Below are 15,175 nucleotides of genomic sequence, written 5' to 3'. Positions count from 1 at the left end.
GGTTGATGGGATCGAGCAGGGGGTGCTCGGGAAACGTGCTGGAGTCTATCCCGTGACCTGGATCACAGCCGGGAGCGCGGCCGGGGGATCAGCCGCCTTTCTGCACGGCCTTGCACAGCTGCACCAGCCTGCTGATCGCGCGGTGCGGGGCGCCGGTGGGCCGGTCCGCCTCCTCCCGGGCGGCGAGGGCGAACCGCACGAGCGCCCACGCGCGCAGGCGCTCGGCGTCGGCGCCGGCCGCGAGGGACAGCGCCTCGATCCGGTCCTCGAGCGCCGCGGCCAGGGCCCCGCCGTGGCCGGCGGCCTCGGTGCGGGGCCACAGGGCCGCCACCAGGGCGAACTCCACGGTGCCGAGCACCGGGTCCGCCCCGGTGGCCAGCCACGGGGCGCGCCGCGCGGCGCGCACGGCCCCCGGGTGCAGGTCCTGATGCACGAGGGCGGTGTCCAGCTCGTCGCGCAGCAGCCGGTCCAGGTTCGCGACCGCCTGCCGCCGGAAGCGCCGCGGGAACCGGGCGTCCAGCTCGGCGGCCCCGGCCAGGTCCTCCCGCCAGCCCCGGGCCGCGGCGGACAGCGGCGGGAACGGGGGCCGGGGCGGGCGGGCCAGGGTGCGGGTCAGCTCGCCCAGCACCCGGCAGGCCTCCAGGTCCGGCAGGTCCCGCAGGTCTTGCTCGCCGGTGCGCTCGAGCAGCAGCGCCCGGTCCGCGGGCTCCGCTCGGAGCAGCCGCACGGCGCCGCGCCCGCCCCACAGCCGCAGCGCCAGGTGCTCGTGCTCGGCCCGGGCACCCGGCGGGCCGATCCGCAGCAGCGCCGGTTCCCCCGCCCGGGTGCGCACCGGCAGCGCCAGGGCGCCGTCGTCGTCGCGGGACCGCCCGTCGGGGGCCAGCTGCCACACGGCCAGGTAGCGCTCCGCGAGCCCGGCCCGGAGCCGGGCCGCGCCGTCGTCGGTCATGGGTCCGTCCTCCGCGCAGGTCACCGGACCATCTTCGCCCACCGGGCGGCCGTCCGCCCCGCCCGTGTTCGTTAGACTGCGAGCGCCCATCCCCCGGCCGGAACGGAGTCCACCCGCCCGTGAACGAGCTGCTGTTCGCCTTCGGCCTGACGCTGTTCGCGGGGCTGGCCACGGGTGTGGGCGCCTTCCTGGCCCTGGTCACCCGGCGCACCGATGCCAAGTTCCTCGCGGTGAGCCTCGGCTTCTCGGCCGGCGTGATGATCTACGTGTCCATGATCGAGATCTTCGTCAAGGCCCGGGTGGCCCTGGTCGCGGAGCTCGGGGAGCGCTCGGGGGCGTGGGCCACCGCCGGCGGGTTCTTCGGGGGGATCCTGCTGATCGCGGTGATCGACCGGCTGGTGCCCACGCGCGTCAACCCCCACGAGTACCCGCACGACGACGCCGGGCGGCAGCGCCGGCTCCTGCGGATGGGGACGATGACCGCGGTGGCCATCGCGATCCACAACTTCCCCGAGGGCTTCGCGACCTTCGTGGCCGCGATGCAGGAGCCGTCCGTGGCGATCCCGGTGGTCGTGGCCATCGCGCTGCACAACATCCCGGAGGGGATCTCCGTGGCGGTGCCCATCCACCACGCCACGGGCAGCCGCCGGAGGGCGTTCCGCTGGGCGTTCCTCTCGGGCCTGGCGGAGCCTGTCGGCGGGGTGCTCGGCTATCTCGTCCTGCTCCCCTTCCTCGACGACGTCCTCTTCGGCGTCGTGTTCGCGGGCGTGGCCGGGATCATGGTCTTCATCTCCCTGGACAAGCTGCTGCCCACGGCCCAGGAGTACGGCGAGCACCACCTGTCCGTCTACGGGCTGGTCGCCGGGATGGCGGTCATGGCCGTGAGCCTGCTGCTGTTCGTCTGACGCGGACGCGGACGCGGCGCCCGTGACCGGGTCACGGCGGTGTCGGGGCGACCGGGAGGCCCGCCGCCCGCCCGGCCTCGGCGAACGCGGCGGCGAGGCTCGCCCGGGACGCGTGGGCGTTGAGCCCGCTCGGGCTCGGCAGCGCCCACAGCTGCGTCCCGGCCAGTTCCCGGTCCTGGCGCCCGAGCCGGGCCCCCGGGTCCGCGAAGGCGTGCCGGTAGGCGGTGACCCCGGCGACCGCGACGACGGCGGGGCGCAGCCCGGCGACGAGCTCGGCCAGCCGCTCCCGGCCGGCCACGAACTCGGCGGGGTCCAGCTCGTCGGCCCGCGCGGTGGCCCGGGGCACCAGGTTCGTGATGCCGAGACCCCGGCCCAGGACGTGCTCCCGGTCCTCCGCGCTCATCCCGGCCGCGCAGTCCACGAGCCGGCCGGTGAGCCCGGCGTCGTGCAGGGCCGGCCAGAACCGGTTGCCGGGCCGGGCGAAGTGCGCCTGCGTGGCCGCGGCCCACAGGCTCGGGTTGATGCCGCAGATCAGCAGCCGCACCTCCGGGCCGAGCAGGTCGGGCAGGGTCGCGCCCCGGGCGGCCTCGAGGTCCGCCCGGCTCGGCCGGGCGCCGCCGGTCGCGTTCGGGGAGGCCATGACCACATGCTAGGCCGCGCCCCCGCCGCCGGGCACCACGGGCCGGCCGCGGGCGCCCGCCGGGCTACCGTGGTGGCCATGCCCCGACCGACCGAGCTCACCGTGCCCACCGAGAGCGGGCCGGGACGCCTGCTCGTCTCCCCCGCCGAGCACCCCACCGCGCTGCTGTGGCTCGGGCACGGCGCGGGCGGGGGCGCCGGCGCCCCGGACCTCACCGCCCTCGCCGACGAGCTCCCCCTCCACGGCGTCACGGTCGTGCGCCACGAGCAGCCGTGGGTGCTCGCCGGCCGGAGGGTCGCTCCCCGTCCGGCCGCCCTCGACACCGGGTGGCTGGCCGCCGCGCCGGCCGTGACCGGCATGGCGGACGGACTGCCCCTGGTCATCGGGGGCCGCAGCGCCGGGGCCAGGGTGGCGTGCCGGACGGCCGCCGACGTGGGCGCGTCCGCCGTCGTCTGCCTGGCCTTCCCCCTGCACCCGCCGGGACGCCCGGAGCGCTCGCGCGCCGAGGAGCTGCTGCGGCCCACGGTCCCCGTGCTCGTGCTGCAGGGCACGCGGGACGCCTTCGGCTCCGCGGACGAGGTCGCGGCCGCCGCGGACGGCGCGCCGGCCGTCGACGTCGTCCCGGTGGAGGGCGCCGACCACGCCCTGGCGGTCCGCCGGTCCGGGCCCGTGAGCCAGGAGGACACGCGCGCGCTGGTCACCGCCGAGGTGCGCCGCTTCCTCCGGCGGACACGCACGACCCGCTGAGCACCGGCGGGACTTCAACGGCGCACCGACCGGGACTACCGTGAGAAGCACAGGGTCACCGCGACCCGTCCGCGACCAGGGAGAGAACCGTCATGGCCCCCACCCCAGCATCCTCCGACCCGCTCCGGCCCGATCCCGCCCCCGGGGACGAGCCGCGGCCCCCCGCCGCGGACGCGTCCGCCGCGGACCGGCCGGCGCCCGGCCGGGAGCCGGCCGTCCGGCCGCAGACGGCCACGGACCCCGCCCTGGACGGTCACCAGAAGCAGGGCGTCTCGGGCGCCGCGTGGACGGCCCTGATCCTCGGCCTGCTGATCCTGATCCTGCTGCTGGTCTTCATCCTGCAGAACAACGTCCCGGCGGACTTCAACTACCTGGGCTGGCAGTTCAGCCTCCCCCTCGGCGTCGCCATGCTGCTCGCGGCGGTCGCCGGCGCCCTCATCATGGGTCTCGTCGGCTCCGTCCGGCTCTTCAAGCTGGGCCACCGGGTGCGCAAGCTCGAGAAGGAGCGCGCCGACATCAAGCGCGCCCTGCGCTGACCCCCGCCGCCGCCTCGGCGGTCGCCGTCGGTCGCCGGCTGGTGTCTCATGACGTCAGTAACGGGTCGGCCCATTGTGCGGGCGGCAACAGGCAGTAGCCTGACAGCACCCCGAACGACAGGACGGTTCCCATGAGCTCCCCCGCACTCCCCGACGACCGCCCGGCCCCCGAGGACGTCGAGGTGGTCGCCCCCGCGACCGTCGTCGACCTCACCAGCGGCACCGCCCAGATCACGCCCGTGCTGGTCGACGGCGAGGCGCGCTACGCCGTGGACCTGCCCGACCAGCCCTTGGACGACGACGACGTGGCGAGTCTCGCCGTTGCGCTGCAGGCGGCGCAGGCCGGCCCCGCGGTGCTCGTGGACGTCGAGGACTACCTCGAGGCGGCGGCACCGCCGGAGGACGCCGCCGAGACCCCGCGGTAAGGGCCCGGTTCGGTCCGCCGGCACGACGAAGACCTCGGGCCGCGACGTCGAGAACGCCTCGACGTCGCGGCCCGAGGTCTTTTCCGCGCCCGGAGGAATGATCTGCCGCACTGCGTGCGAGTCGCACGCGGGCTGACCGCCCCGCATTCCCTAAAGTGATGAACGGATCCCCCGCCCCCACCGGAGAGACGGCCATGTCACCGAACCCCCCGCAGAACGTCCACCAGAAGCCGGCCTTCGGGCGACTGGGACTGGTCGCCCTGTCCCTGGCCCTGGTCACCGGGTGCACCACCCCCGACAGCGGCGGGATCGACGAGCCCGGCGCGTCTCCCAGCGCCTCGTCCTCCCCGACGTCCGGGGCCACCGGCAGCGCGGAGGCGACGCAGCCGGACCCATCGCCGACCCCGTCGACGACCCCCGGGGCCACCCCGCCGCCCATGCCCGGGGCGCTGCCGGACCAGGACTTCACCTACGACGAGGCCTACGCGGCCTGGCAGGACGGGATGCCCTACTACGACGCCTTCTGCATCCACTACGAACCCGTCACACCGGCCGGGGTGTCGCAGTGCGAGGGCATCGAGAACGGCACCGTCGACAGCATCACCGGTGAGCCCCTCGGGCAGTAGGCAGGACGTGCCGGGCCGCGCGCCGAACCGCCATTGCGGCTGATTGGCGCGCCCGGCCGCAGACCTCGCCCGAGCAGCCGAAGATCCCCCACCGAGACCGAACGGAATGTGTCGCGTCGCCGGTGCGGGACAATCGTCGTGTGGACGATCTGCACGTGCCCCCGGGCCCCGGCGCGCCCCGCGGCCTCAGGGTGCCGGCGGGTGAGCTGGTCGAGCAGTTCTCCCACGCCTCCGGCCCGGGCGGCCAGGGCGTCAACACCACGGACTCCCGGGTGCAGCTCTCTCTCGACCTGGCCACGACGACGGCGCTGAGCGACGCGCAGCGCGCACGTGCCCTCGATCAGCTCGCCGGCAGGCTCTCGGGCACCGTGCTCACCGTCAGCGCCGCCGAGCACCGCTCCCAGCGACAGAACCGCACCGCGGCGAGACAGCGTCTCGCCGCACTCCTGCGCGGCGCCGTGGTGCCGCCGGTGGTCCGGCGAGCGACCCGGCCCACCCACGGCTCGCGCCGTCGCCGTCTCGAAGGAAAACGCCGCCGCTCCGAGACCAAGCAGAACCGCCGGCGCCCCGGGCCGGAATGACCCGCGCCGGCGCGGAGGACCCGCCCGGCTCAGACGTTGAAGCGGAACTCCACCACGTTATGGACAGAACTATCGTCACGAGCGCTCAAACTTGCGCGCGCTTGACAGGCCAGGTAGGATCGCGTCAAGTTCTTGATCACCGCGACCGCAAGGTGTTCGAGGAGGGATCACCCCACGTGGGCTGTGGTGAGCAGCGCATAGTCAGCACCGGGTAGCGCCGGGAACCACGTCGAGATTGAGATACAGACGACCCGGCAGGGAGTGACTTCTCCCGTAAGGCACGGAGGTCCCTCAGGGCCCAGTGGAGCATCGCGCACGGCGACCGGGAAAGTAGCCGGACAACTATTCCCCCGTCTCCGGACAGTTCAAGCTGTCTGGAGTTGTCATGGGGTACTCCCCGCCTCCCTCGTCCGACCTCACCCACTACCTCAACCTCACCGATGCCGTCGAACTTGGCTTCGGCGCGTATCAGACCCTTCGGCGATACATCGCCCAGGGCAAGCTTCCTGCGGTCAAGGTTGGAGGCCGCATCAAGGTTCTGCGGTCTGACCTTAATGCCCTCGCGGTCCCAAAGCGACAGCCCACCTTCGAGGAGGTCGAGGCCGCCGCAGAACGTCTCGCCAGCTCCGCTCCCCCGCTGAGCGACGCCCAGGTCCGTCGCCTTAGCGCGATCTTCGGCGGTGCGGCATGAGCGCCGGGCTCGCGTGCACGAAAGACCTCTTCTTCACGCACGGCACCACTGAAACCCCTGGTAGAACGGCAATGGCGGCACCGCCGTATGGGGAGCAGCCCCATGACGCCGCCGCCGCCGATGCTCGCGCCCCGGTCGATGCGGCGGGCTGGTCTCGGACAGTGGTGGCGGACTCGGCGACGTCGCGGAAGCACCCGGCCGAGTTCGAGGTCCTGACTCATTCAATAGCACGCGGAGCGCGCGGCGCTGCCGGCTTCGGGCAGTACTCCTCGGTGGCCGCGATGTCCACGGATCAGGATTCCATCGTCATCGGCTTCGACACCGAGTTCGTGACTGTCGATCTGATGGATGCCGACCGTGTATGGGTCGGCGAGGACGAGCACATGGTGCGGAAGATTGTGTCCTACCAGTTCGCCGCGATTGACCCTCTCGATGATTCCCAGCTCCGGCTCTGCGTGGTCATCCCCCGGAGCTACAGGGGGCCGCGCGGCTCTCGTACGGCGCGGCTGTCCTTCGAGAAGGGCCTTGAGATCGCGATCATGAGCCTGGGTCTTCATGAGCACAGGCTCGCAGCGGGGTGGACTGACAAGGGCGTCTCGGCGCAGTCTGCCATCGGTGACGACGGCAAGTCCCACCCCTCGGTGTGGTTCAAGCACAGTCCCGAGGGGACGCCCAGGGCGTTGCCGATCACCTTGGTCGCGCACTACCAGCACGCCGACCTGACTACTTTCGTCGACCGCCGGAAGGCGATCAACGTCTGGAACCAGGCGTACCCCAGTCGGTCGAAGACGCTGTCTGATCGTGCGGGTTGGGACGGTCGACGTGCCCGGTGGCTGGACGGTCGCGCGCCGGACATCCTCCGCACGGTGATCTCGGCCAGCGCGGGCATGGTGTCGAACAAGCCCGCCCGCATGGTGCTTTCCGGCGAGAACTGGCGGTGGAAGCTGCCGGTGGAAGTCTCGATCCGCGACACGATGGCGCAGAGCGGTGCTGAGCCGCTCAAGGCACTCGGTGCGGCGATCGGGGCGCCGAAGCTGGATGTTCCTGGTGACTGGATCACCCGGATGGACGAGTACTTCGACGTGCATCCTGCGGAGTTCCTCGACTACGCGGCGAATGATGCCGTGATCGCTCTGGAATACGTGAGCCAGCTATACGGCGATCACCGTGCTGTCCCGTTGACCTTGCCCACTGCTGCGGCGAAGGCGGTGAAGGGCCTTATCCAGGACGAGCTGGGCGAGGGCCGCGACTTCAATACCGTCTTCGGCGGACTCCACAAGGTGACTAAGACCCGCGAGGGTGCTGCCGGTGTAGACGAGCAGCAGCTCGACTTCTACCGCGTCCGGGCGCTGGAGCCGATCGACGGTGCTGCGGCGACGTGGATCCATGCTGCGGCGATGAGCTTTCGAGGCGGGTACAACATGTCTGCCGAGCTTGGGCTGTTCGCGCGCGTGACCAGTGACTTCGATCTTCAGTCCTGCTACCCCACGTCCAGTTCGACGATTCGGGATGTCGACTACCAGCATCCCGATGGCGTGATTCTGAAGACGGTGAACAACGCCGACCTCACGCTGTCCGACTTCAAGAGCCCGCTCACGCCGTTCCTCGGGTTCGTAAGCTTCGAGTTCCCGAGCACGGTCGCGTTCCCTTCGTTACCGGTTCCGGTCGAGGGGTCGATGGTCTATCCGCTCACAAGCGGTGGTGTTCGTGGGGTCTGGGCAACCGGTCCCGAGGTCTGGCTCGCCCTCACGCTTGGCGCGACTGTGACCTGTCAGATCGGCCACTTCGGACGGGTCCTCACCGATGAGCATGGTGAGCCTTCTCGGCTTCTCCGGGGTGCGTACAAGCAGCTCCTCGATGACCGTGCGCGGGCCAAGGCGGAGTTTGGTGCGAAGTCGTTCGAGCAGAACGTCCTGAAGCTGATGGCGAACTCTCCCTACGGCAAGCTGGCGCAGGGAGTTATGGGCCAGCGGGGCTGGGATGCCTGGGCGCAGGAACGTGATGCGGTCGGCGGGTCCGCGATCACCTCACCCTGGCACGCGTCCATGACTACCGGCCTCGTGCGCGCGGTTCTGCTTGCGACGCTGAACCAGCTTCACAACCTGGGCTACAGCACGCCGTCCTGCACTACGGACGGATTCATCACGGATGCCGATCTGGACGTGGTCGACAGCCTCGACCTTTTCGGGCTCGGTCCGATCTGGCGTGAGTCCCGGCTCGCGCTGACCGGTTCGCAGGGGATGTGGGAGCGCAAGCACCAGCAGACCGACCTGCTCAACATCACTACCCGGGCGAACTTCAGCCGACAGCCTGCCGGCGTCCTGGCACACGGTGGCTACAAGCTTCCAGATGGCATCGAGCAGGACAGCCAGGCCGACCGCGACCTCATGTACGAGCTCATGGCGAGTCGTGAGGGCGCACTCCCGGTGACGATGAAGGTCTTTCCCTCGGTGCAGGAACTGACCCGCATCGACAAGCGGCTGGACTTCGCGCCGCGCGTGGTCCACAAGGAGCAGACCATCGAGTTCGACCGAAAGCGCCGCCCTGTCCCCGATGGGATGTCGGTCGACGTCATCGACATCGACGGCGTCCACCATGAGGTCGCCCATGTGCACACCGTGCCCTGGGATTCTCCCGAGCAGGCCACGTTGGGGCGTTCGGTCGACCAGGGCCTCAAGGAGTGGGACGACGACCTCGGCGAACCCGTGTGGATTCGCTCCCCCGTTCGGCGGACTGTCGAGCAGTGGAAGGACTACTTTGCGCGGCTCGACGCTCTGCTCGATGAGGACGGTTCGATCGCCCAGGCAGAGCAGCTGGAGCACATCGCCAAAGGCATCGTGATCGCCTTCCGCCAGGAGATCATCGACATCCCGTGGCTCCATCCGGGACAGCCTCTGGCAGACAGGCTCGATGCGTTCGAGGCATTCGGGCTGCCTCGCGTGAAGGAGCGGTTCTGGTCGCACGCCCGGTCGAAGGCCGAGCGCCAGATCGACATCGACCTGAAGGCGATCCGCCCCTACGTCAAGTGGATGCAGGCGATCGACCCCTTTGACGAGTCGGCTTCTGCTGGCGCTTCGTGAGGTGGTGACGATGAGCTACAGCCTCGGAGGACTTGCCTTCGCCACCAAGCAGACAGTCGCCAACCACGCCAGTGCCGTGCTGAACCGAGCGGGGCTCGGGGAGGTCCTGCGCGGTTCCGATGAGTCGTTCGCCCGTGACCTCCTCGCCCACCATCCAGAGGCCGACCGCAAGCACGGCGCTGGCGTCTTCGGGATCACCGTCGCCCTCATCCCTGAGTGGGGCACGAGGAACTTTCTCGTCCTTCGGGAGGACGGCTCGATCGACAACTGGTCGATCAAGAAGTGCATCAAAAACTTGCGACCGGAAGGTCACTGAACCGAAAGGATCTGACCATGAGCAACAAGACCACGACCAATCTCGACGAGCTGATCGAGCAGGAGCGCCGCCGTGCGTCCGAGCGCATCACCAAGCTCAAGCGTGCCGTCGCTGCCGAGCAGCGCCGCATCGACGAGAAGGTCATCGATCTGCTGCGCGACCAGAGCCCCGACCTCTACGACCGGCTCTCCGAGGAGGCGGCCGATGCCCTGGAGGCAGAGAAGGCGAAGAGGTCGAGGCGTGCGAAGAAGGCGGCATCGTCTTCGGGGTCGGTGAACGACGGGACTGCCTCGCAGACCGTCGATCCCGAGCATGAGGAGGCGGCAGCGTGGAACGATTGACGACTCCGATCCGGGGCTTGCGTCAGCGTCCCGGTGCCCCCTCGCCCGCAGGTCGCGCAGCGACCGAGGACGAGGGCCAGCGGTTCTTGGAGGACATGAGCGTCAGCGAAATGTCCGACAAAAACCCTGCTGGCCGTCTTCCGTACGCCCCGGAGAGCGAGCCCGACTCCCCAAGCAGCGCTGGTCGGGCTCGTGCGGAGGGGTGTGCGGAAGACCCGGCCCTGGCAGCGGAGCAGCACCACGACTCCCAGGTGAACACCGGTCGTGGTGCTGCGCAGAGGGCAGGGTCGGCCGAGGCTCCGGTGGAGCCTCGGAACAGCCGTCGTCGGGAGGTCTCTCTCGACGTGCGGCTGACGGTGGCTGATCGCGATGCGATCCGCCGCCGTGCCCAAGTGCTCAGCGTCAAGCCGAGCGCATGGGCTCGTGCCGTCATGCTCGACGCGCTGGATTCGAGGTCCGCGAAGGTCGCTCAGCTGGAGAGCAACGCCGGAACGAAGGAAGCGGCGCCTACGTCTCTTGTTCCTGCAGTAGAGCAGCTGCGTCGAGTTGGTGTGAACCTGAACCAGGCGCTCCGTAAGGCCGCCGCCGTCGATGACGGCCTCCTTCACGAGGTGATGGTTGCGGTGGACGAGGTACGTGCCTCGCTCGGCGATCGGACACGGACATGAGCACCGTGAACGTCCGCCCATCGACCAACGCTGCCGGAGCCGTTGGGTACATCCTCTACGGGCGTGACCCTGAGGTGCGAAGGGAGCTCCTCAGGGTCGGATCGACACGTGCGGCCGCGTATGCGATGTCCATGGTCGACGGCGGGACGACTCCGGCGGAGTTCATCGCGTGTGCTGAGGCGCACGCCGCTGCTCATGGCCGAACGAACCAACTTCAGAGCTACGTTCTGGCGTTCCACCCTGACGAGTTCGACGTGACCTCGCAGGCCGACCTTGAGCGCATCCGGGACGTGGCTGTCGAACTCGCGGAACGCATGCACAGCGCTGACTACATGGTCGCGGTGCACTCTGATTCCGCCGGAGGTCACGGGCATGCACACATCCTGGTCATCAACCACGACAACCTCACCGGTAAGAGCCTCCAACGGTACACATCGTGGAAGCACGGACTGCGCCAGCTGAACGACGAGTTGATGGCAGACGAGGGTCTGCGGGTGCTCCCCGATCCCGCGGAGCCGAAGCCCGACTGGGAGCTGCGCCGCGAGGGCTTCGCGCCGGGCGGGTTCGAGCAGGCCCTCGGGGACAAGGTCTTTGACGCACTGTCCGACTCGCGCTCAACGAATCGCGAGGCGTTCGAGCATGTCCTCGCCGAGCGCGGGGTCACGCTCGCGGTGACGAACCGCGACGGCTGGAGTTACAAGATGCGCCGGGATGACAACGGGAAGCTCGGCCGGAAGAAGGCGTCGGCGCTGACCCCCGAGTTCACCGCCGAAGGTGCTCAAGAGATCTTTCACTACCACTCACAGAAGGGACAGGCTCATGGGAGCACTGGACAGGATCAAGCAGGCCGACGAGCAGCAGAAGACTACCGAGCTCCTGGGGGCCTTGATCTCACAGCGCGACGCCGACAGGCAGCAGATCGAGCGGCTGACGAAGACCGTCGCCGACCTGACCGGGTACGTGAAGGTGATGGACGAGGAGCAGACGAAGAGGATGGATCATCTGTCGACCTCGCCGCGGCTCGAGCTGCCCTCCACGCTGCCGCTCGACGCCGAGACGAGGAAGCGACTGAACGAGATCGAGAAGACGCTGAGCTCCGTCGCGCAGCAGCTGAGCAGCAGCGAAGTCGTGAAGCTGGCCGACGGCTCCTCGGTGACCCGGGCGGACCTGGCCGCGTACTCGATGACGGCGAAGATCAGCGAGGAGCTGAAGATGACGGCTTCGGCCTCGGCTGACCTCGCCGAGGCCGTGCGCAAGCGCGGCCACGTCCGTATCGACACGGACAGGCTCACCGAGCACGCTGTGAAGGTACTCGATGACCGACTTGCAAAGGCCGTTGAGGTTCCCGTCCAGAGGGTCGAGAAGACCGTCGAGGGGCTCGAAGAGCGGGTGGTCAGGCTCGGCACCGAGAAGCTCGCCGAGGTGACCGACCGGGCCCGCGAAGTGGTCAGCGCTGTCGGACGGGCCGAGCGGCGAGTCGAGCGGCTCTCGGCGAAGGTCACCTGGGCGACGGTGGGTCGTGTGTGCCTTGCCCTCCTCCCGTTCACCGTCGCGTTCATCATGCTCACGGGGATGGTTGGTGGGATCACGCAGATGCTCGGCCTCGGACCGCTGCTCGGATGGGCCTGGGGCTCGTTCGCCGCCGCGAGTGCCTGGTGGGCGAAGGCACTCATTGCCCTCGCCGCCCTGGGCGGATGCGCTCTGTTCGGCTGGCTGCTCTGGTGGCTCGGAAAGAAGCTGTACGAGAGGTATCGGGGCTGGTAGTCGGAAGAAAAGTGAGTGCCCGTAGCCGAAGCTACGGGCACTCTGAACTCAGTCGACGTCGGGGTCATCGCCGAACAGTTCGGCATCGGTGTCGTAATACCCGAGAAGGTCGCGCTGCTGGCGGATCAGCTCGACGGTTGCCTTGTGCAGGGCGAGGAGGTCATGGAGGTGGGCCTCCTCCTCGCCCATCTCGGGGTTGCCGACCCACCAACGAAACGATTCGGCGTGACTGTAGGCGTTGGACTCAGCGCTCATGTTCGCTCTCGTCACAGGTCCCGGAAGACGTACACGGAGATCGCGTCGGCCCGGACGACCGTGTAGTTGTGTTCGAGGTCGCGGGTCCAGGCATCCCAGTTGAAGTAGCGCACAAGCTCTTCCGGGGCGTCCTGCGGGATGAGGCCGATCTCCTCGGCGAGAGTCTCGGCGTAGTACCGGAAACTGCCCCAGGTTCCGCAGAAGCGCTCTTCGAAGTCGGGAACGGACGGCAGGTCTCCAGTGCCTTCTGCGACGTAGCTGCCGGAGGCCGTCCAAGCGCACAGAGCATCGCGCTGGTGCTCGGGGACCGCGAGGAGGACACGTGCCCACTCTGCGGCTTCCGACGGGCTCATCTCGCCCGCGGTGGGGATGTTCTCGTGGTCCATGACCCACAGCTCCTCGCATCCAGGGCGCACGCGATGAGCGCCGCCGTGGACGTCAACAAGGGTGACTTCGTCGGCGGTCTCGGCGTCGAACCATTCGCCGACGAGACGAGCGTTGTTGTAGCAGGCGAGGCAGCCGATCCAGGCTCGTGGAGTGATGTCGGTGTTCGTTCGTGTGGTCATGGCGGGTCTCCTCCGTGGTTGAGGAGAGCGGCGGGCGCGACAGGCAGTCGTGCTCGGTGAATCGACGCGCTTACGCCACGTCGCCGCTCTCAAGAGGTCTCCCGGCCACGCTCTGCGTGGCTACCCGACTAGGTGGTCTACCTCCAGTCGACGACGACAGACTCGGTCCTGAACCCCTTGCGCCCGCGCGGCTGCGGGAGAAGCGTGATCGTGGCGAGGGTGTCGACGGTCTGACGACGGAGGTCAAGTGACGCTTCCCGGAATGCTGCGGCAGGGTCATCGACGCCCAGGATCGGCGACAGCGCGCCCGCACGGCTTTGCATCAGCCTTTCGGCCTCCAGCTCCTGGATACGCGCTTCTGCAGCGTCCCGTACGCGCTTGAGGTCGCGTGCCTCAATGATCTCGGCGTCGTAGTCGGCCTCGGCGCGCAGAATGCGCGCCCGCTGGTCGCTGATCGCCGAGTCGATGCCGGCCGCATGCGGCCCACCGTCCGCGACCTCGACCATCACCCTCGCGTCCTTGCGCGCAAGACGCTTGGCGATGACCGTGGTGACGAAGTCGTCGATGGCGGCGCCCGAGCGGACGATGTGGCCCGCGCACTTGTACCCGCGCGGCGCCCCGGTAACCTTCTTCCCACACGTCTCGCCGGTGTCCTCATTGACGTATCCGCACCGGTAGAGCCCGCTGCCGAGGTGCTTGCGCTTGGTCGAGCCGGATGTGTTCGTCACCCGCTCCGTGTCGTCGAGGACTTGCTGTGCCTTCCACCAGGTCTCGTCGTCGACGATCTGCTCCCACTGCCCTCGGATCGGCTCTCCGGCGTCGTCTCGGAGGATCTGTGCTTTCCACATCCGGCGCCGCTTCCCGTCAGCCTGGGCAAACTTCGGCGTGTACGTACTCAGCGCCGCATAGCGCGGGTTCCGCAGAATGCCCAGCACGGTCGAGGGAGACCATGGACCGTTCTCGACGATCGATCGAGGTTCGAGGCCCTGTTCCTCGCGGGCGGCGGCCCGCTCGACGCTTACGGTGTGCGTGTGCTTGGGAAGGGGCGAGAGACCTTCGATCTTCTCGGTTCCGCTGAGCGCCCGCGCGAGCGAGCGCAGCGACTCGGGGTGCTCGATCCTGGTGAACAGCTCGTAGATCGCCCTCACGGCCTCAGCCTCGTGGGGGATCACTTCGCCGTCTACGGCGTAGCCGAGTGGTCGCATACCCTTCGGAGCACGACCCTGCATGGCGCGCTGACGCTGGGCTGCCGACTGACGGGCGCTCTTGCGCTCCATCTCAGCACGCGCCACGGCGGCCTTGATGCGTGCATACATGCGCCCACCGTCGGTGGAGAGGTCGGCATCGCCGTTGGCCGTGACAAGGGCAAGGCCTCGCAGCTCGGCAGCGTCGATCCAGTCCTCCAACTGCCGGGGCTGCCTGGTGAGCCTATCGAGGTCGTAGCAGATGATCGCGTCGAACCGTTCGAGCAGGTAGTCGGCAACCATGCGGTCGTAGTCCGGACGGATCGCGGTTCGGTCGGTGGCGCTCTTGGACTGGTCCACGTAGGTCTCGACGACGTCCCAGCGCCGGAACCGCGCGAGGTTCTCGCAGTCCTCACGCTGTCGGTCGATGGCGAGCCCATCCATCTCGCGGTCCTGCGAAATGCGGAGGTAGATGGCGGCCTTACGGGGTGCGATGGAGCGCTCGTTCATGAGTCAAGGCTACTGCCAGACATAAGCACTGTCCATCACTAATGATGTCTCGCTCGCACCTCATGGCCATAGGACTGTGCCAGCTGGGTCACTGGCTGGCATAACGTACCGACGAGCGCGGATCGATCTGTCAGCGCGGTTCCTATTGTCCAAACCTCGGCGAGAAGGGTCCCTGCGTGTTGCGTTGCAATCACTGCGGAGGGTAGAAGCCTGGGACGAGCCCGGGCCAGACTTCAGCGCTTTTTTCTTGCCTTCCTGGCGTTATGGTCGTTGTACTCGACGACCGCAGCTTGGATGTCCAATCCGTCATCCAGTGCTTTTGTCGACGGCACGTGAAAACTGACCCTGTGGCGGCAGACGAAGTTTGACCCCCTGCCGGACCCTGTCCTCA

At 69.0% G+C, this 15,175-nt stretch carries 17 protein-coding genes and 1 pseudogene; 13 read left to right on the top strand and 5 right to left on the bottom strand.

Annotation, left to right across the window (positions count from 1 at the left end):
• Window positions 1-88: 88 nt before the first annotated feature.
• Entirely contained in the window at window positions 89-949 is an 861-nt protein-coding gene (locus RF640_RS15430) for an aminoglycoside phosphotransferase family protein (protein WP_035927443.1), read from the bottom strand.
• Window positions 950-1,068: 119 nt separating this feature from the next.
• Between RF640_RS15430 and zupT the strand changes: the two genes are divergently transcribed.
• On the top strand, window positions 1,069-1,854 hold the full coding sequence (zupT, locus tag RF640_RS15425; protein ID WP_035927447.1) for a zinc transporter ZupT: 786 nt from the start codon (window positions 1,069-1,071) through the stop codon (window positions 1,852-1,854).
• 31 nt (window positions 1,855-1,885) lie between these two features.
• Here the strand turns inward: zupT and RF640_RS15420 are convergent, their stop codons facing one another.
• Window positions 1,886-2,494, bottom strand: coding sequence for a mismatch-specific DNA-glycosylase (locus RF640_RS15420; RefSeq protein WP_109222177.1), 609 nt, complete (start codon window positions 2,492-2,494; stop codon window positions 1,886-1,888).
• Between the two features lie 78 nt (window positions 2,495-2,572).
• Here RF640_RS15420 and RF640_RS15415 point away from each other — a divergent pair, with 78 nt between their 5' ends.
• The 12 genes and pseudogenes from RF640_RS15415 to RF640_RS15360 all read left to right on the top strand — a co-directional run bounded on the left by RF640_RS15415 (window position 2,573) and on the right by RF640_RS15360 (window position 12,269).
• Window positions 2,573-3,241 carry an alpha/beta family hydrolase gene (locus RF640_RS15415; protein WP_035927654.1) on the top strand — a complete coding sequence of 223 codons (669 nt, stop codon included), beginning with the start codon at window positions 2,573-2,575 and terminating at the stop codon, window positions 3,239-3,241.
• Window positions 3,242-3,333: 92 nt separating this feature from the next.
• Window positions 3,334-3,777 carry a lipopolysaccharide assembly LapA domain-containing protein gene (locus tag RF640_RS15410; protein ID WP_035927454.1) on the top strand — a complete coding sequence of 148 codons (444 nt, stop codon included), beginning with the start codon at window positions 3,334-3,336 and terminating at the stop codon, window positions 3,775-3,777.
• A 131-nt stretch (window positions 3,778-3,908) separates the two neighbouring features.
• Entirely contained in the window at window positions 3,909-4,202 is a 294-nt protein-coding gene (locus RF640_RS15405) for a hypothetical protein (protein ID WP_035927458.1), read from the top strand.
• 194 nt (window positions 4,203-4,396) lie between these two features.
• On the top strand, window positions 4,397-4,828 hold the full coding sequence (locus RF640_RS15400; RefSeq protein WP_035927462.1) for a hypothetical protein: 432 nt from the start codon (window positions 4,397-4,399) through the stop codon (window positions 4,826-4,828).
• A 140-nt stretch (window positions 4,829-4,968) separates the two neighbouring features.
• Window positions 4,969-5,409: an alternative ribosome rescue aminoacyl-tRNA hydrolase ArfB gene (arfB, locus tag RF640_RS15395; RefSeq protein WP_035927467.1), complete on the top strand. Its 441-nt coding sequence runs from the start codon at window positions 4,969-4,971 to the stop codon at window positions 5,407-5,409.
• A 385-nt stretch (window positions 5,410-5,794) separates the two neighbouring features.
• The gene (locus tag RF640_RS15390; RefSeq protein ID WP_009374917.1) at window positions 5,795-6,100 is read left to right on the top strand and encodes a helix-turn-helix domain-containing protein; all 306 of its coding nucleotides are present in this window, start codon (window positions 5,795-5,797) and stop codon (window positions 6,098-6,100) included.
• Window positions 6,097-9,180 carry a DNA-directed DNA polymerase gene (locus RF640_RS15385; protein ID WP_368828349.1) on the top strand — a complete coding sequence of 1,028 codons (3,084 nt, stop codon included), beginning with the start codon at window positions 6,097-6,099 and terminating at the stop codon, window positions 9,178-9,180. Before RF640_RS15390 ends, RF640_RS15385 begins: the two co-directional genes overlap by 4 nt.
• Before the next feature lie 10 nt (window positions 9,181-9,190).
• Window positions 9,191-9,496: a DCL family protein gene (locus RF640_RS15380; RefSeq protein ID WP_109222176.1), complete on the top strand. Its 306-nt coding sequence runs from the start codon at window positions 9,191-9,193 to the stop codon at window positions 9,494-9,496.
• A gap of 17 nt (window positions 9,497-9,513) precedes the next feature.
• Window positions 9,514-9,837, top strand: coding sequence for a hypothetical protein (locus RF640_RS15375; RefSeq protein ID WP_109222070.1), 324 nt, complete (start codon window positions 9,514-9,516; stop codon window positions 9,835-9,837).
• 344 nt (window positions 9,838-10,181) lie between these two features.
• On the top strand, window positions 10,182-10,505 hold the full coding sequence (locus tag RF640_RS15370; RefSeq protein ID WP_109222069.1) for a hypothetical protein: 324 nt from the start codon (window positions 10,182-10,184) through the stop codon (window positions 10,503-10,505).
• Window positions 10,502-11,266, top strand: a pseudogene (locus tag RF640_RS15365) (relaxase/mobilization nuclease domain-containing protein); the annotation flags it as partial. The gene RF640_RS15370 and the pseudogene RF640_RS15365, both read left to right, overlap by 4 nt.
• Before the next feature lie 58 nt (window positions 11,267-11,324).
• Window positions 11,325-12,269 (top strand): hypothetical protein, encoded by a 945-nt coding sequence (locus RF640_RS15360; RefSeq protein WP_109222068.1) that lies wholly within the window; start codon window positions 11,325-11,327, stop codon window positions 12,267-12,269.
• Window positions 12,270-12,317: 48 nt separating this feature from the next.
• Here RF640_RS15360 and RF640_RS15355 read toward each other — a convergent pair whose 3' ends face one another.
• The 3 genes from RF640_RS15355 to RF640_RS15345 form a co-directional block, all read right to left on the bottom strand.
• Window positions 12,318-12,524, bottom strand: a complete 207-nt coding sequence (locus RF640_RS15355) for a hypothetical protein (RefSeq protein ID WP_109222067.1) — start codon at window positions 12,522-12,524, stop codon at window positions 12,318-12,320.
• An 11-nt stretch (window positions 12,525-12,535) separates the two neighbouring features.
• The gene (locus RF640_RS15350; protein WP_109222066.1) at window positions 12,536-13,090 is read right to left on the bottom strand and encodes an antirestriction protein ArdA; all 555 of its coding nucleotides are present in this window, start codon (window positions 13,088-13,090) and stop codon (window positions 12,536-12,538) included.
• Window positions 13,091-13,227: 137 nt separating this feature from the next.
• Window positions 13,228-14,784, bottom strand: coding sequence for a recombinase family protein (locus tag RF640_RS15345; RefSeq protein ID WP_109222065.1), 1,557 nt, complete (start codon window positions 14,782-14,784; stop codon window positions 13,228-13,230).
• Between the last annotated feature and the right edge of the window lie 391 nt (window positions 14,785-15,175).

It is taken from the genome of Kocuria sp. CPCC 205231 (assembly GCF_040980965.1).
Taxonomy (GTDB): domain Bacteria; phylum Actinomycetota; class Actinomycetes; order Actinomycetales; family Micrococcaceae; genus Kocuria; species Kocuria rosea.
The sequence above is the reverse complement of the archived record's forward strand: the minus strand, read 5'-3'. Positions and strand labels throughout refer to the sequence as shown.

What these genes read in the sequence shown, in the direction of transcription:
- RF640_RS15430 (WP_035927443.1), bottom strand. Translation starts at nt 949, where the DNA reads ATGACCGACGACGGCGCGGCCCGGCTCCGGGCCGGGCTCGCGGAGCGC.
- RF640_RS15420 (WP_109222177.1), bottom strand. Translation starts at nt 2,494, where the DNA reads ATGGCCTCCCCGAACGCGACCGGCGGCGCCCGGCCGAGCCGGGCGGAC.
- RF640_RS15415 (WP_035927654.1), top strand. Translation starts at nt 2,573, where the DNA reads ATGCCCCGACCGACCGAGCTCACCGTGCCCACCGAGAGCGGGCCGGGA.
- RF640_RS15410 (WP_035927454.1), top strand. Translation starts at nt 3,334, where the DNA reads ATGGCCCCCACCCCAGCATCCTCCGACCCGCTCCGGCCCGATCCCGCC.
- RF640_RS15405 (WP_035927458.1), top strand. Translation starts at nt 3,909, where the DNA reads ATGAGCTCCCCCGCACTCCCCGACGACCGCCCGGCCCCCGAGGACGTC.
- RF640_RS15400 (WP_035927462.1), top strand. Translation starts at nt 4,397, where the DNA reads ATGTCACCGAACCCCCCGCAGAACGTCCACCAGAAGCCGGCCTTCGGG.
- RF640_RS15390 (WP_009374917.1), top strand. Translation starts at nt 5,795, where the DNA reads ATGGGGTACTCCCCGCCTCCCTCGTCCGACCTCACCCACTACCTCAAC.
- RF640_RS15385 (WP_368828349.1), top strand. Translation starts at nt 6,097, where the DNA reads ATGAGCGCCGGGCTCGCGTGCACGAAAGACCTCTTCTTCACGCACGGC.
- RF640_RS15380 (WP_109222176.1), top strand. Translation starts at nt 9,191, where the DNA reads ATGAGCTACAGCCTCGGAGGACTTGCCTTCGCCACCAAGCAGACAGTC.
- RF640_RS15375 (WP_109222070.1), top strand. Translation starts at nt 9,514, where the DNA reads ATGAGCAACAAGACCACGACCAATCTCGACGAGCTGATCGAGCAGGAG.
- RF640_RS15360 (WP_109222068.1), top strand. Translation starts at nt 11,325, where the DNA reads ATGGGAGCACTGGACAGGATCAAGCAGGCCGACGAGCAGCAGAAGACT.
- RF640_RS15355 (WP_109222067.1), bottom strand. Translation starts at nt 12,524, where the DNA reads ATGAGCGCTGAGTCCAACGCCTACAGTCACGCCGAATCGTTTCGTTGG.
- RF640_RS15350 (WP_109222066.1), bottom strand. Translation starts at nt 13,090, where the DNA reads ATGACCACACGAACGAACACCGACATCACTCCACGAGCCTGGATCGGC.
- RF640_RS15345 (WP_109222065.1), bottom strand. Translation starts at nt 14,784, where the DNA reads ATGAACGAGCGCTCCATCGCACCCCGTAAGGCCGCCATCTACCTCCGC.